General features: G+C 60.2%; 14 protein-coding genes. 11 read left to right on the top strand and 3 right to left on the bottom strand.

The genetic code is table 11. From position 1 onward, the window contains the following. Nucleotides 1-27: 27 nt before the first annotated feature. Nucleotides 28-1,104 carry a GGDEF domain-containing protein gene (locus tag QZW03_RS05435; RefSeq protein ID WP_296508945.1) on the top strand — a complete coding sequence of 359 codons (1,077 nt, stop codon included), beginning with the start codon at nt 28-30 and terminating at the stop codon, nt 1,102-1,104. Between the two features lie 95 nt (nt 1,105-1,199). Here QZW03_RS05435 and QZW03_RS05430 read toward each other — a convergent pair whose 3' ends face one another. Next, nucleotides 1,200-4,202, bottom strand: a complete 3,003-nt coding sequence (locus QZW03_RS05430) for an Rne/Rng family ribonuclease (protein WP_296508944.1) — start codon at nt 4,200-4,202, stop codon at nt 1,200-1,202. Nucleotides 4,203-4,709: 507 nt separating this feature from the next. Between QZW03_RS05430 and QZW03_RS05425 the strand changes: the two genes are divergently transcribed. From QZW03_RS05425 to QZW03_RS05410, 4 genes are read left to right on the top strand one after another with little or no spacing between them, the layout of a single operon-like run. Next, nucleotides 4,710-5,783 (top strand): RluA family pseudouridine synthase, encoded by a 1,074-nt coding sequence (locus tag QZW03_RS05425; RefSeq protein WP_366481384.1) that lies wholly within the window; start codon nt 4,710-4,712, stop codon nt 5,781-5,783. Between the two features lie 8 nt (nt 5,784-5,791). Then, a complete protein-coding gene (locus QZW03_RS05420; RefSeq protein WP_296508943.1) occupies nt 5,792-6,466 on the top strand; it encodes an HAD-IA family hydrolase in 675 nt (224 codons plus the stop codon). A gap of 26 nt (nt 6,467-6,492) precedes the next feature. Continuing rightward, complete coding sequence (locus tag QZW03_RS05415) at nt 6,493-6,876, top strand: Rieske 2Fe-2S domain-containing protein (RefSeq protein WP_296508942.1); 384 nt, start codon at nt 6,493-6,495, stop codon at nt 6,874-6,876. Between the two features lie 15 nt (nt 6,877-6,891). Beyond that, entirely contained in the window at nt 6,892-7,917 is a 1,026-nt protein-coding gene (locus QZW03_RS05410; RefSeq protein WP_296508978.1) for a S49 family peptidase, read from the top strand. Between the two features lie 8 nt (nt 7,918-7,925). Here the strand turns inward: QZW03_RS05410 and QZW03_RS05405 are convergent, their stop codons facing one another. Beyond that, complete coding sequence (locus QZW03_RS05405) at nt 7,926-8,681, bottom strand: SAM-dependent methyltransferase (RefSeq protein ID WP_296508941.1); 756 nt, start codon at nt 8,679-8,681, stop codon at nt 7,926-7,928. After that, nucleotides 8,678-9,283 carry a Maf family nucleotide pyrophosphatase gene (locus tag QZW03_RS05400; RefSeq protein WP_296508940.1) on the bottom strand — a complete coding sequence of 202 codons (606 nt, stop codon included), beginning with the start codon at nt 9,281-9,283 and terminating at the stop codon, nt 8,678-8,680. The genes QZW03_RS05405 and QZW03_RS05400 overlap by 4 nt, the downstream gene beginning before the upstream one ends. A 25-nt stretch (nt 9,284-9,308) precedes the next feature. On the opposite strand from QZW03_RS05400, the gene QZW03_RS05395 reads away from it, so the two are divergent. From QZW03_RS05395 to fabG, 6 genes are all read left to right on the top strand, one after another. After that, complete coding sequence (locus QZW03_RS05395; protein WP_296508939.1) at nt 9,309-9,845, top strand: YceD family protein; 537 nt, start codon at nt 9,309-9,311, stop codon at nt 9,843-9,845. Nucleotides 9,846-9,965: 120 nt separating this feature from the next. Continuing rightward, nucleotides 9,966-10,148 carry a 50S ribosomal protein L32 gene (gene rpmF, locus QZW03_RS05390; protein WP_293662562.1) on the top strand — a complete coding sequence of 61 codons (183 nt, stop codon included), beginning with the start codon at nt 9,966-9,968 and terminating at the stop codon, nt 10,146-10,148. A gap of 107 nt (nt 10,149-10,255) precedes the next feature. Next, complete coding sequence (gene plsX, locus QZW03_RS05385; protein WP_296508938.1) at nt 10,256-11,281, top strand: phosphate acyltransferase PlsX; 1,026 nt, start codon at nt 10,256-10,258, stop codon at nt 11,279-11,281. A 27-nt stretch (nt 11,282-11,308) separates the two neighbouring features. After that, the gene (locus QZW03_RS05380) at nt 11,309-12,286 is read left to right on the top strand and encodes a beta-ketoacyl-ACP synthase III (RefSeq protein WP_296508937.1); all 978 of its coding nucleotides are present in this window, start codon (nt 11,309-11,311) and stop codon (nt 12,284-12,286) included. 53 nt (nt 12,287-12,339) lie between these two features. Continuing rightward, nucleotides 12,340-13,290, top strand: coding sequence for an ACP S-malonyltransferase (gene fabD, locus QZW03_RS05375; RefSeq protein WP_296508936.1), 951 nt, complete (start codon nt 12,340-12,342; stop codon nt 13,288-13,290). Continuing rightward, nucleotides 13,287-14,033: a 3-oxoacyl-ACP reductase FabG gene (fabG, locus tag QZW03_RS05370; RefSeq protein ID WP_296508935.1), complete on the top strand. Its 747-nt coding sequence runs from the start codon at nt 13,287-13,289 to the stop codon at nt 14,031-14,033. The genes fabD and fabG overlap by 4 nt, the downstream gene beginning before the upstream one ends. Nucleotides 14,034-14,120 lie beyond the last annotated feature (87 nt).

Below are 14,120 nucleotides of genomic sequence, written 5' to 3'. Positions count from 1 at the left end.
GCCACGCGTTAGGGCTATTATGGTTTCATGGCTTCACTCATTGAACACCTCATCAAACTCACGGACCATCGCGACCGTGACCTGTTGGAACTCACGCTTTCCAAAGCACTGATTGACCTCGTCCCGATACAGCGGGTACTGATCTCCAAGGTCGTCAGTGAGGAGGGCGTCAAGCGCTGGATGGACATCACCGTTCTGGATGCCCGGGGCGGCGGCAAGGTGGTAGACCCCTTGCGCATCGACTTTCAGACCCTGCCGTTACTGGAAGACAACCGGGATCGCTTGCATTGCATCCAGCAGCAGCAGAAAGTAGAAATTGCCTGGGCCGGCGAGGACGGCCCGCGCATCACCTATTTGCCTTTGTTTGCAGACCCCACGGCCGATGTGGAAGGGGTGCTGGAGATTCATTCGGCCAGCGCACTCCAGGACGATCATTTGCTGTTGATCGCCGACCTGGCACGGGTGTTCCGCAATATGTACCGGCTACTGGCCTACAGTGACCGCGATGCTTTGACCGGCTTGCTCAACCGCAAGTCGCTGGATGACACTTTTTACAGTGCTGTTTTGGAGGAGCTCGGTGAGCTGGAAGAGAGTTCCGCCGCCGCTCGCCAGGCGGTTTTGGCAGCCGGGCAGGAGCGACGCCACCGTGTACCGCCCAACTACTGGCTGGGCACGATTTCCGTGGATAACTACGGCACCATCAATGACCAGAATGGTCACCTGATTGCTGAGGAAGTGCTTTTGCTCGTTGCTCGCATCATGAACAATACCTTCCGCACCTATGACCGTCTCTACCGCTTTGGCGGGGAGCAGTTTGCAGTGCTGATGCATTGCCCGGATGAGGCACTGGTCCAGGCTGCCTTCGAGCGCTTCCGGGCCAATATTGAAAAATTCAACTTCCCCCAGGTCGGGCGTTTGACCATTTGCGCCGGATTCACCCGCGTGACCCCCGACGACTCTCCCAGCACGGCGCTGGAGCGCGCGGAGCGGGCGGTGGACTACGGCCAGCACCACGGACAAAACAAAGTGTTCAGCCATGCCGAGCTGGTGCGCAAGGGCTTCTTTGCCGAGGCTTTGAAGATCGGCGCCGTAGACATTTTCTAGCCCTTGCCGGCAACTGCCGGGCACCCAAAGAAAAAGGGCACCGAGGTGCCCTTTTTCTTTGGGACACCGCGCAAGGCGATGTCCGGGTGTGCCCGTCAGGCCGGCTGATCGTTTTCAAACGGGAGCTTCATGTCGCGCAGGTCGCGGCGTGTCTCCACCAACACCAGGGGACCTTCGTCCAGCACGACAGGCGCAGGGCGCTCGCGCGGCACGTGGACCGGCTTGGGTTCTGCGGCAATGGCTGCTTGCACGGCAGCAATTTTGTCGGCATCTGAGTTCACCCATTGCAAACCGGAACCGGTGGCTACTTCGACCAACGCGGCAGTCGGCAAGCTGTAGCCTTCCACTTTGGGCATGCGGCCCGCTGCAGCAGGTGCTGATTGCGGTGCAGGTGCAGGTGCAGGTGCCGGTGCCGGTGCGGCAACGGGGGCTGCCACAGGTGCAGCTACAACAGGTGCCGGTGCCACTACTGGCGCAGCGGCGGGCGCTGCTGGAGCGATGGCTTCGGGCGCTGCAGTCGCTTCCGGTGTTACCGCTGGCACTTCGGTGGCAGCCGTGTCCGAGGCATTGCGTGCGCCATTTTCGCCACGGGGACCGCGGTTGCCACGGTCGCGACCATAGCGGTCACGGGAGCGGCGTTCGCGGGGTTCCTGGCCGGCAACCTGGTCCTGTGCGCTTTCTCCGGCAGGCGCGGAGTCTTGAGCTTCGGAGACAGTGGCGTCCGCAGGCATGGAGGTCTGGCCTTCATCCTGGCGGGGCGCACGGTCGTTGCGGCGTCCGCGACCACGGCTGTTGCGACCTTCGCGGGGTTCGCGTCCTTCAGCTGCTGGATCTCCAGCAGGCGCTGCACCGTCTACTAGCATCTGGGGGGCGGCCTCAGGTGCGGAGTCGGCGTTGCGGGGCTGGTTTTCAGCGCGCTCGCCATTGCGGGGGCCGCGGTTGCCGCGCTCGTTGCGGTTGCCACGGTCCTGGCGGCCTTCGCGAGCTGCTTGCATGCCCGAGGCGTCAGCCTGCAGGGTGACTTCCGTGTTCAGCGCTTTAGCGGGGTCTGCGTCCATGCGATCCTGGCGGTTGGCCGGGTTGCGATCACCTCGCTCGTTGCGGCCGCCACGTTCGGTGCGCTCGCCCCGTTCAGGACGGGCATTGCGGTCGCCGCGCTCATTGCGGTTGCCGCGGTCGGTGCGCTCGCCACGGCTGTCCGGACGGGCTTCGTTACGAGCTTCGCCACGGCCTTCAGAGCGTTCACCGCGTTGGTTACGTCCGCCATTGCGCCCACCTTCACGGCCGCCGTCACGGCCATTGCGGGCTTCACGCTTTTCTTCGGTTTTCACCGGAGCGGGTGCTGCAGGGGCTGGAGCGGCAGCGGGCGCTGCAAACAAGGACTTGAGCCATCCAAAGAAGCCGGTTGCCGCTGGCGCGGCCACTGCTGCAGGTTTGGCGGCTGCAACGGGTGCAACTTTCACCGGCTCCGCCTTGGGCGGTGCGATAGGGGCTGGAGCGTCGGGCAACACGCCCTTGATCACAGGCGTTTGCTTGTTGGTAGGCTCTTGGGAGCGACGGGTCACGCCGGTGGCCTCTTCCATATCGTCGGCCATCTTGTAGCTGGCTTCGATGTGGTCCAGACGCGGGTCGTCGTGCTTCAAGCGCTCCAACTTGTAGTTGGGAGTTTCCAGGGTCTTGTTGGGCACCATCAACACGTTGATTCGTTGCTTCAACTCGATCTTGGCGATCTCGGTGCGCTTTTCGTTCAGCAGGAACGAAGCCACTTCCACGGGAACCTGGCACAGCACCGAGGCGGTGTTGTCCTTGAGGGACTCTTCCTGGATGATGCGCAAAATCTGCAAGGCGCTGGATTCAGTGTCACGGATGTGGCCGGAACCACCGCAACGCGGGCAGGGGATGGACGCACCTTCGGAGAGTGCCGGGCGCAGGCGCTGGCGGCTCATTTCCATCAAGCCGAACTTGGAGATGGTGCCGAACTGCACACGGGCGCGGTCCTGGCGCAGCGCGTCGCGCAAGCGGTTTTCCACTTCGCGGCGGTTGCGGGACTCTTCCATGTCGATAAAGTCGATCACGATCAAGCCGCCCAAGTCGCGCAAGCGCATCTGGCGGGCCACTTCGTCAGCAGCTTCCAGGTTGGTGCGGGTGGCGGTTTCTTCGATGTCGCCGCCCTTGATAGCGCGGGCCGAGTTCACGTCCACTGACACCAAAGCTTCGGTGTGGTCAATCACAATGGCGCCGCCGGATGGCAGGGTCACGGTGCGGGCGTAGGCGGACTCGATCTGGTGTTCGATCTGGAAGCGGCTGAACAGCGGGGCGTCGTCACGGTAGCGCTTCACACGGGCTGCGTGCTCGGGCATGACGTGGGCCATGAACTGCTGGGCCTGCTCGTACACGTCGTCGGTGTCGATCAGGATGTCGCCAATGTCGTTGTTGAAGTAGTCGCGGATCGCGCGGATCACGAGGCTGGATTCCTGATAAATCAGGAAAGCGCCCTTGCCACCCTTGGAGGCGCCGTCAATGGCGCCCCAGAGTTTCAAGAGGTAGTTCAGGTCCCACTGCAACTCTGGCGCGCTGCGGCCGATACCGGCGGTGCGGGCGATGATGGACATGCCGTTGGGGTATTCCAACTGGTCCATGTTTTCTTTGAGCTCGGCACGGTCGTCACCCTCGATGCGACGGCTGACGCCACCACCACGGGGGTTGTTGGGCATGAGCACCACGTAGCGGCCGGCCAGGGAGATAAAGGTGGTCAGGGCTGCGCCCTTGTTGCCACGCTCTTCTTTTTCCACTTGCACCAGCAGTTCCTGGCCTTCGCGGATCGCGTCCTGGATGCGGGCATTGCTCGCAGACACGCCTTGCTGGAAATACTGCTTCGAGATTTCTTTGAAGGGTAGGAAACCATGGCGGTCTTCGCCGTAGTCTACAAAGCAGGCTTCCAGGGAGGGCTCTACGCGGGTTACGACCGCTTTGTAGATATTGCCCTTGCGTTGTTCGCGGCCTTCGATTTCGATTTCGTAGTCGAGGAGTTTTTGTCCGTCGACGATGGCCAAGCGGCGTTCTTCAGCCTGCGTGGCGTTAATCAGCATCCGTTTCATGGATTGCATCCTTCTTCAATAAGTACATGCCCTGTGGGGGCTCACGAAGCCGGACTGACGAATTGAAGTGAGGAGGAATTGCCGGAGAACTTCAGGTCACACGAGGTGTCGAAGCGTAGGCGCGTGGATGGGGACGAGGGAATGCGTTCGTGAATTCGCTATCAAAATGATAGCTGATTGCGCAGGTGGTACCGGGGCTGCAGGCCGATTTGTGCCAACAAACGGAGCGTATACGCTCCGCAGGCACATGGTCATCAGGCTTAGCAACACAAACATCTCGTTTCATTCCGCCCGCCAACCGTGGGTTGGCAGACTTGGGGTATTCCGTATCAGGGTTTCAATTCGTCGGCTTGCCCATCGGGTGTCCCTGCCATCACAGGCAAATGGCGTGTGATTTACAGGTGGTTCCCGGCGGGGGCTTCGACCTTCCAGCGCTGCGTTCAGTGGGGTGTGGACTAAACTCCAGATAAATCAACCACTTACGGCGCGTCGCTAGTGAAACACATTATAGGGGGCAATATTCCCTCGGTCGTCCCTTCTTCCAACTCCCAAGTCAAGTCTGTGACGGTCGATGAGGACAGCGCAGGCCAGCGCTTGGACAATTTTTTGATGCGGGAGCTCAAGGGCGTCCCCAAAACGCACGTCTATCGCATCATTCGCAGCGGCGAAGTCCGGGTCAATAAAGGGCGGGCGAGTGCGGATACGCGCATTGCGGTGGGTGACGTGGTCCGCCTGCCGCCCGTGCGGACTTCGGAGCGGGCCGAGCAGAAAACAGCCGCCATGGCGGAGCAGGCGGGTCGGTTTGTGCCGGCTAAAGACTTTCCGGTTCTGTTTGAAGATGATCACTTTCTAGTCGTCGACAAGCCGGCCGGTGTGGCGGTGCATGGCGGCTCCGGGGTCAGCTTCGGGGTGATTGAGCAGCTGCGGATGGCCCGCCCTCAGGCGACTTTTCTGGAGTTGGTGCACCGGCTGGACCGCGAAACCAGTGGAATTCTGCTGGTAGCCAAGAAGCGGAGTGCGCTCAAAAATTTGCAAGACCAGTTCCGGGAGCGGGAGACCGGTAAAACCTATCTGGCGCTGGTGGCGGGAGCTTGGCCCTCTAACAAGAAGGTGCTCGACAAGTCTTTGCAAAAGTACCTGCTGCCGGATGGCGAGCGCCGTGTGCGCGTGGTGGCTAAAGACCACCCGGACGCCATGCCGTCTTTGAGTCTGGTCAAGGTGCACTCGGTCACTCCACCGGCCAGCGTGGCGCAGGTTCCGCAGCAGCGGCCCTTTTCTTTGCTGGAAGTCACCATCAAGACGGGGCGCACCCACCAGATCCGCGTGCATCTCGCCTCCGAGGGGATGGGGATTGCGGGCGACGACAAGTATGGTGACTTTGAGCTCAACAAGGCCTTGGCCCGCGACGATAGTGCTGCGCCGCTCAAGCGCATGTTTTTGCATGCCTGGCGGTTCCAGTGCAAACACCCGGCGACCGGAGAGCGGGTGGTCTTGCAGACCGACTTGCCGACAGAGCTTGCCCGTTTTCTGGTGCGGGCCATTCCGCAAGCCAGCGGCGCAATGACACCGGTTCAAGATTAAATAGCAGCATGACACTCCCTACCTTCCGCCCCCGCCGTTTTGATTTGATAGCCTTCGACTGGGATGGCACCCTGTTTGACTCCACTGCGTTGATCACCCGTTGTATTCAACTGGCAGTGAAAGACGTAGGCGGCACGGTGCCGAGAGACAAAGATGCGTCCTACGTGATTGGTATGGGCTTGATGCAGGCACTTGCCCATGCGGCGCCGGACGTGCCTGCTGACAAATACCCCTTGCTGGGGGCGCGCTACAAACACCACTACGGAGTGCATCAGAACGACATCACGCTATTCGACGGTGTCTTGGGGATGCTGGACCGCCTCAAGCAGCGCCAGCACCTGCTGACTGTTGCCACCGGCAAGAGCCGCGGGGGCTTGAACGAGGCTTTGCGCGATGTGGACTTGCAAGGCATTTTTGACGGTTCCCGCACGGCGGATGAAACGGCGGGCAAGCCGCACCCCTTGATGCTGCAGGAGTTGATGGCGGAGTTCGGGGTGCCTGCTGAGCGGGTGCTGATGATCGGGGACACCACCCACGACCTGCAAATGGCGGTGAACGCCGGCTGCGCCAGTGTGGCCGTGAGCTATGGCGCCCATGAGCCGGATAGTTTTGGCGCGCTGGGCCCCCTGACAATTGCCCATTCTGTGGCGGAATTGGACGCTTGGTTGCAAGCCAACGCCTGACGCAGCCACTCTTGGAAGGAAGCCTCATGCAAATCCCTGTCCCCGACACCCCCGGCATTGCCTTGTGCAACTCCACGGATTTGCTGGACAGCGGGCTGGCCGTGCCTTTCGATGTGATCTATTGCGGCCAGACCTGCTACGCCTTTGCCATCCGCTATGCGGGTAAGGCGTATGCCTACCTCAATCGCTGTTCGCATGTGCCCATGGAAATGGACTACCAGCCCAACCGCTTCTTTGACTTGACCGGGCACTGGCTGATTTGCGCCACGCACGGTGCCATGTACAGCCCGCAGACGGGGATGTGCCGCACCGGGCCTTGTCGCGGTGGCCTGGTATCGATCGCCTTGACCGAGTCAGATGGTGTGGTCCACTGGCATACTTCTCCCCATCTGCAATCGGTAGTGTTTTAAATGACGGAATCCCATATGTCGACAGAAGTGTCTGAAGATAAAAATACGCCTCTAGCCGGCACGGAGTCTGCGCAAGCAGCTCCTGAAAAGATAGCAAGCGCAGCGCCGAAGGCTGACGCCGGCTGGGAGCGTGCGACCTTGGAAAAGCTGGCTACGGCGACACTGGTCGAGCAGCGCAGCGCCCGCCGCTGGCGAAACGGCATCCGGATCGCCTGGCTGGTGTTTTTGTCGGCGGTGGTGTGGATGGGCTTGCAGCAGAGCGGTGCGCCGGCCGATATCGCGACCCCCCACACGGCGGTGGTGAGTATCCAAGGGGAGATTGCCTCCGGCAACGAGGCCAGTGCTGAAGTGGTGGTGGCGTCTATGCGGTCGGCGTTTCAAGACCAAGGTGCCAAAGCGGTGGTTTTACTGATCAACTCCCCCGGTGGCAGCCCGGTGCAGGCGGGCATCATCAATGATGAAATCCGCCGCCTCAAGGCGCTGCACAACAAACCGGTGTACGCCGTGGTAGAAGAAACCTGCGCCTCTGCGGCCTACTACATCGCGGTGGCCGCCGACGAGATTTTTGTGGACAAGGCCAGCATCGTCGGCAGCATCGGGGTGTTGATGGATGGCTTCGGATTCACCGGGCTCATGGACAAGCTCGGGGTCGAGCGGCGTTTGATGACAGCGGGAGAAAACAAGGGATTTCTCGATCCGTTCAGCCCGCAGACTGAAAAGCAACGGGCTTTTGCCCAAGCCATGCTAGACCAGATCCACCAGCAGTTCATTGCAGTGGTGAAAGAGGGGCGGGGCAAGCGCCTGAAAGACACGCCCGAGATGTTCAGTGGTTTGTTCTGGACGGGCCAGCAGGCGATTGACCTGGGCTTAGCCGACAAGCTGGGCAATATCGATTACGTGGCGCGCGAAGTGGTGAAGGCCGAAGAGATTGTGGACTACACACGCAAAGAAAACGTGGCGGAGCGCCTAGTCAAGCGATTCGGCGCATCAATCGGCGACGGTGCCGTCAAAGCCTTGCGCTCACTTCCCGCGCTCCACTAGGTTTCTGCTTATCGGCCCAAAGCGAATACGGTCGGGGTGGCGTTGTCCAAGGTCCACCCTTTTTGTTTCCAGAGTTTGACGAGTTGGCTGTGGGTGCAGGCAGTTTCCAGCGTCAGACCGCTGGAGGTGGCCAGGCGGGTGTTGGCTTGCAGGGTTTGCACCAAGCTCTGTAGTAGTGCCTGGTTGCGGTACGGCGTTTCAATAAAAATCTGGGTCTGACCGGTCTTGAGCGCCAAAGACTCTAGTTCTTTGATGCGCTTCACCCGCTCCGAAGGTTCGGCGGGCACATAGCCCACAAACGCAAAGTTCTGGCCGTTCAGGCCGCTGGCGGCCAAGGCCAGCAGGAGTGATACCGGCCCCACCAGCGGGACGACCGGAATACCCAACTCATGGGCAGCACGAACGACGGAGGAGCCGGGGTCGGCAATGGCGGGCATGCCCGCTTCGCTGACCAAGCCGACATCATGGCCCTGCAGTGCCGCGGCCAATAAAGGCTTGGCGTCGAAGCCTCCAAAGTGGTCGCCTTTTTTGTGAACCTCGCGGGGTAGCTCCTGGAGCTGCATGTCTTGGAGTGTGGTGATCAAGGGGTGCGATTCCCCGACGCGCTTGAGGTAGGCGCGGGTGCTTTTTGCGTTTTCGCAAATCCAGTGGCGCAAGCCGGCAGCCCGCTGCAGTGTCTGCTGGGGCATGCTGTCGGACAGGGGGCTTTGGCTGGCACAGCCGAAATCTAGCGGGGCCGGGACTAAATACAAGGTTCCAGTCATACGGCGGATTCCCAAAGGTTGAGGCCTGCGTTGCGCAGCATGCGGCAAGTGCGTATCAGCGGCAGGCCCACGAGTGCTGTGGGGTCGTCGTTGTCAATGGCGTCGAGCAGGCTGATCCCCAAGCCCTCGCTCTTGGCGCTGCCGGCGCAGTCATAGGGGGTCTCTGCACGGAGGTAGCTTTCAATTTCAGCATCGCTCAGGTCTCTGAACTGCACCCGCACTGGAGCCAGATCCTCTTGCGCAAAACCGCTGGCTTTGCAAACCACCGCAACAGCCGTCTGGAAAATCACCGTCTGACCCCGCATAGCCCTCAGCTGCGCCACGGCCCGCTCGTGGGTGCCGGGCTTTCCCAGGGGTTGGCCATTCAGGTCAGCAACTTGGTCCGAGCCGATCACGATGCAGTCAGGGTGCTGCTCCGCCACTGCAACAGCTTTGGCGAGCGCCAGCCGTCGTGCAAGTGCGGCAGGGGCCTCGCCGGGCTGCGGTGTTTCATCTACATGGGGTGCGGAGACCGTGAAAGGCAGGCGTAGCCGCTCGAGAAGCTCCCGCCGGTAGACCGAGGTGGAGCCGAGTATGAGTTTTCTTTGTGGGGTGCTGTGCATGGGGGGATTCTCTTACACTGCGCGCATGAAACATGAATACGTACCCCGCAGCCTGCCTGTCAAAGCGTTTGCGCAAGCCGACGGCGAATTGAGTGGCAGCGTGCCCTTGGCCGAGATGGAGCGTTTGCACAGCGAGTCCTTAGAGCCGGCTGATACCGCCGAGGTGAGCTTTTCCGCCGAAGGCGAGATGCAGGAAGATGCTGCAGGACAGCTAGAGCCTTGGATTCACCTCTCCGGCGCGACTACACTGGTCATGACCTGCCAGCGTTGCCTCACACCGGTCGCGACCGAGATTGAATTTGAGCGGTCTTTCCGTTTTGTGGCCAGCGAAGCGCTCGCAGAAGTGGAAGATGAAGAGTCTGAGGAGGATGTGTTGGTGCTGAGCCGGGAGTTCAACCTGCTGGAGTTGGTGGAGGATGAGCTGTTGATGGCCATTCCCGCTGTGCCCAAGCACGAGGAATGCCCGGCGCCCGTTAAACTCGAAGCGGTGGACGCAGACTTTGACATCTCGCCTGCCGAAAAGCCGAACCCTTTTGCGGTTTTGCAGCAACTCAAAAAGTAGGGTTTGGAAGTCGCGCGGAGTTTGGGCTATAATCTAAGGCTTCGCGCGCCAGACCTGCCGCGTTTTTACTAACCCCAACCGTGTTGCCGCCTGTGCAGCACCTTTGCCCAGGAGCCGATCATGGCAGTTCAACAAAACAAAAAGTCCCCTTCCAAGCGCGGTATGCACCGTTCGCACAACGCACTGAATGTGCCTGGCATCGCTGTGGAACCCACCACTGGTGAAATCCACTTGCGTCACCACATCAGCCCCACTGGTTTCTACCGTGGTCGCAAGGTGCTGAAGACTAAATCTGAAGCCTGATTCATCTGAATCCCGCAAAGCCCGAAGCTACAGTTTCTGTAGCGACGGGCTTTTGTCATTTTGGGGCCGGATAATTCCCGCTCTATTGTTGTTGGATTGATTTGCGCATGATTACGATTGCCGTTGATTGCATGGGCGGAGACCATGGCCCCGAGGTGACGCTCCCTGCCTGCCGCGAGTTTCTGGAGCGCCATCCGGATGCCGCTTTGGTGATGGTGGGCTTGGCGGACGCACTGAAGGATTTCTCTCACCCGCGCGCCACCGTAGTGGTCACCACCGAGGTGGTCACGATGGAGGATGCCCTTGAGGTCGCCTTGCGCAAGAAAAAAGACTCGTCCATGCGGGTCGCGATTCAGCAGGTGAAGGAGGGTGTCGCGCAGGCCGCAGTGTCCGCCGGCAACACCGGGGCGCTGATGGCAATTTCCCGCTATCTCCTGAAAACCATTGATGGCATCGAGCGTCCGGCCATTGCGGGCCAGATCCCGAATGCCCGTGGTGGCGCCACCACCGTGTTGGACCTCGGTGCGAACGTAGATTGCACCGCGGAGCATCTGTTGCAATTTGCCGTGATGGGTTCAGCGTTGGTGTCAGTTTTGAGCGGTGACGAGTCACCCTCTGTCGGGCTGCTTAATATTGGCGAAGAAGTGATCAAGGGCAACGAAGTCATCAAAAAAGCAGGTGAATTGCTGCGAACAGCTGCGAAAACCGGCGATTTGAACTTTATTGGCAACGTGGAAGGCAACGACATCTTCAAAGGCACTGCCGCCATTGTGGTGTGCGATGGTTTTGTCGGAAACGTGGCGCTCAAGACCAGCGAAGGCTTGGCGTCCATGTTCGGGACTTTTTTGAAGGCAGAGTTCTCGCGCAATATATTGACAAAAATGGCGGCTATTGCGGCTTACTCGGTCTTAAATGCCTTCAAAAGCCGGTTTGATCATCGTCGCTACAACGGCGCGGCCTTGCTGGGCTTGCGCGGTCTGGTGTTCAAGAGTCACGGCTCTGCCGACAGTTTGTCGTTCGGTAATGCGTTGAACCGCGCGTATGATGCAGCCCGAAACAACTTGCTGGACCGCGTTCAGGTTCGCATTGCCAAGGCTGCACCGCTGCTCGTGCCGGCTGACGCAGAGGCTTAGTCTGAACGGGTGCGCGCTACAACACCCATGACACGTTATTCCCGAATTACTGGCACCGGTAGCTATGTGCCGCCCCGCCGGTTGACCAACGCAGATCTTGCCGCCCAGTTGGCGGCCCAAGGGGTCGAGACTTCTGATGAGTGGATCGTCGAGCGCACCGGAATCCGTGCGCGCCACTTTGTGGATGAGGGTGTCTACAGCAGCGATCTGGCCTTGGAAGCCTGCAAAAGCGCTTTGGCCTCGGCAGGTTTGCAGGCGACTGATATTGACCTGATCATTGTGGCGACCTCCACGCCCGATATGGTTTTCCCGTCGACTGCCTGCATCTTGCAAAACAAGCTGGGTGCCAACGGCGGTGCTGCATTTGATGTGCAAGCGGTCTGCAGCGGCTTTGTGTACGCGTTGACCGTGGCAGATGCCTTGATCCGCACCGGTGGCGCAAATAAGGCTCTGGTCGTCGGCGCCGAAGTTTTCTCCCGCTTGCTGGATTTCACCGACAGGACCACCTGTGTGCTGTTTGGCGATGGTGCCGGTGCCGTGGTGCTCGAAGCGTCAGACACGCCCGGCATTCTGGCCAGCGATTTGCATGCTGATGGCAAACATGTCGGTATCCTGTGCGTGCCCGGCCATGTGTCCAATGGCCATATTTTGGGCGACCCCTTGCTCAAGATGGACGGTCAGGCCGTCTTCAAGTTGGCCGTGGGCGTGCTCGAAGACGCGGCTCGCGCTACCTTGGCGAAAGCCGGTAAGACAGAAGCCGATATCGATTGGTTGATCCCGCACCAGGCCAACATCCGCATCATGCAAAGCACTGCCAGAAAGCTGAAGCTCCCGATGGACAAGGTGGTGGTGACCGTGGATCAGCATGGCAACACTTCTGCGGCCTCGATTCCCCTGGCGCTCGACGCTGCCGTCCGCGCGGGCCGGGTCCAACCGGGTCAGAACCTGATGCTCGAAGGCGTTGGCGGCGGCTTTACCTGGGGCGCAGTGCTCCTGACTTTGTAGCACTACCCGCAAGCAGATTGCGGGCTAGGGCTCAATTTGACTACTAATTTCTTATGAAACCATTTGCTTTTGTATTTCCCGGCCAGGGCTCTCAATCGGTGGGAATGCTGGATGCATGGGGTGCGCACCCCGTCGTGCTGGAAACCTTGAAGGAGGCGTCGGATGCGCTCGGTGAAGATGTTGCCAAGCTGATTCACGAAGGCCCCAAAGAAGCGTTGGCATTGACGACCAACACCCAACCGGTCATGTTGGTGGCTGCGGTGGCGGCTTATCGCGTCTGGATGTCTGAAACCGGAGTGGCGCCACAAGCGGTGGCCGGCCACTCCTTGGGCGAGTACTCCGCGCTGGTTGCAGCGGGTGCCCTGACATTGGCCCAGGCCGCGCCTTTGGTGCGATTGCGCGCTCAGGCTATGCAAGAAGCAGTGCCCGTGGGTGTGGGTGCCATGGCTGCAGTTTTAGGGATGGATGCTAGCAAAGTAATAGCAGGCTGCGCAGAGGCTACGCTGGCTATGGCCGGTTTTGAGTCTGAAGTCGTCGAAGCTGTGAACTTCAATGATGCCGGTCAGACGGTCATCGCGGGGAGCAAGGCTGCGGTGGACAAGGCGTGTGAAATTTTGAAGGCGGCGGGCGCCAAGCGCGCGTTGCTCCTGCCGGTGTCGGCACCTTTTCACTCCAGCCTGATGAAGCCGGCGGCCGAAAAGCTCAAGGCGCGCCTGGAGGAAATCGAGATCGCGACCCCGCAGATTGCACTGATCAACAACATCGACGTCGCCGTGGAGATGGATGCTGACCGCATCCGTGATGCGCTATACCGTCAGGCGTTCGGTCCTGTGCGCTGGGTGGAGTGCGTGCAGGCGCTCAAAGCCCGGGGCTTTACGACACTGGTGGAGTGTGGGCCGGGCAAGGTGCTGGCCGGCATGGTCAAGCGAATTGACGCGGAAATGACCGGGGCCGCTTTGTTTGATCCTGTGACATTGGAAGAAGTGAAAGGTCTGTTGGCATGAGTGAAATGAAATTAGAAGGCCAAGTGGCCTTGGTAACCGGAGCGTCCCGAGGTATCGGGGCTTCCATCGCATTGGAACTGGCCCGCAAGGGTGTGAAGGTTGTCGGCACCGCCACCTCCGATGCGGGGGCTGCCAAGATCCGCGAGGCACTGTCTGCTTTTCCCGGTTGCGATGGACGCACGTTGGATGTGAATGACGCGGCTGCTGCGGAAGCCCTGGTGGATGCCATCGTCAAGGAGCAGGGTGGTTTGCATATTCTGGTGAATAACGCTGGCATCACGCGGGACACCTTGGCGATGCGCATGAAAGACGACGATTGGGATGCCGTCGTGGATACCAACCTCAAAGGCGTGTTCCGGATGAGCCGCTCGGTGTTGCGGACCATGATGAAGCAGCGCTACGGCCGCATCATCAGCATCACTTCGGTCGTGGGTGCGTCCGGCAACCCGGGGCAGGCCAACTACGCGGCCGCCAAGGCGGGTGTGGCCGGCATGACCCGTGCACTGGCCCGTGAGCTGGGCTCGCGCAACATCACAGTCAACTGTGTAGCGCCTGGCTTTATTGAAACCGACATGACAGCAGGCTTGCCCGAAGAGCAGCAAAAAGCGCTCTTGGGACAGATTCCGTTGGGGCACTTGGGGAAACCCGCAGATATTGCACACGCGGTGTGCTACCTTGCGTCTCCGCAAGCGGGCTACGTCACGGGGCAGGAAATGCACGTGAACGGTGGCATGTACATGTAAGAAAAACACCGCCGATCTATCCGAACGGCGACCCGGTTAGAGACTTGTCTCTAGGGCGGGTAAAATCTCGGATTCTTTTACAACCCT

The organism is Rhodoferax sp. (genome assembly GCF_013297935.1).
Lineage (GTDB): Bacteria > Pseudomonadota > Gammaproteobacteria > Burkholderiales > Burkholderiaceae_C > Allorhodoferax.
Note: the sequence above shows the minus strand (reverse complement) of the source record. Positions and strands in the feature narration are given on the sequence as shown.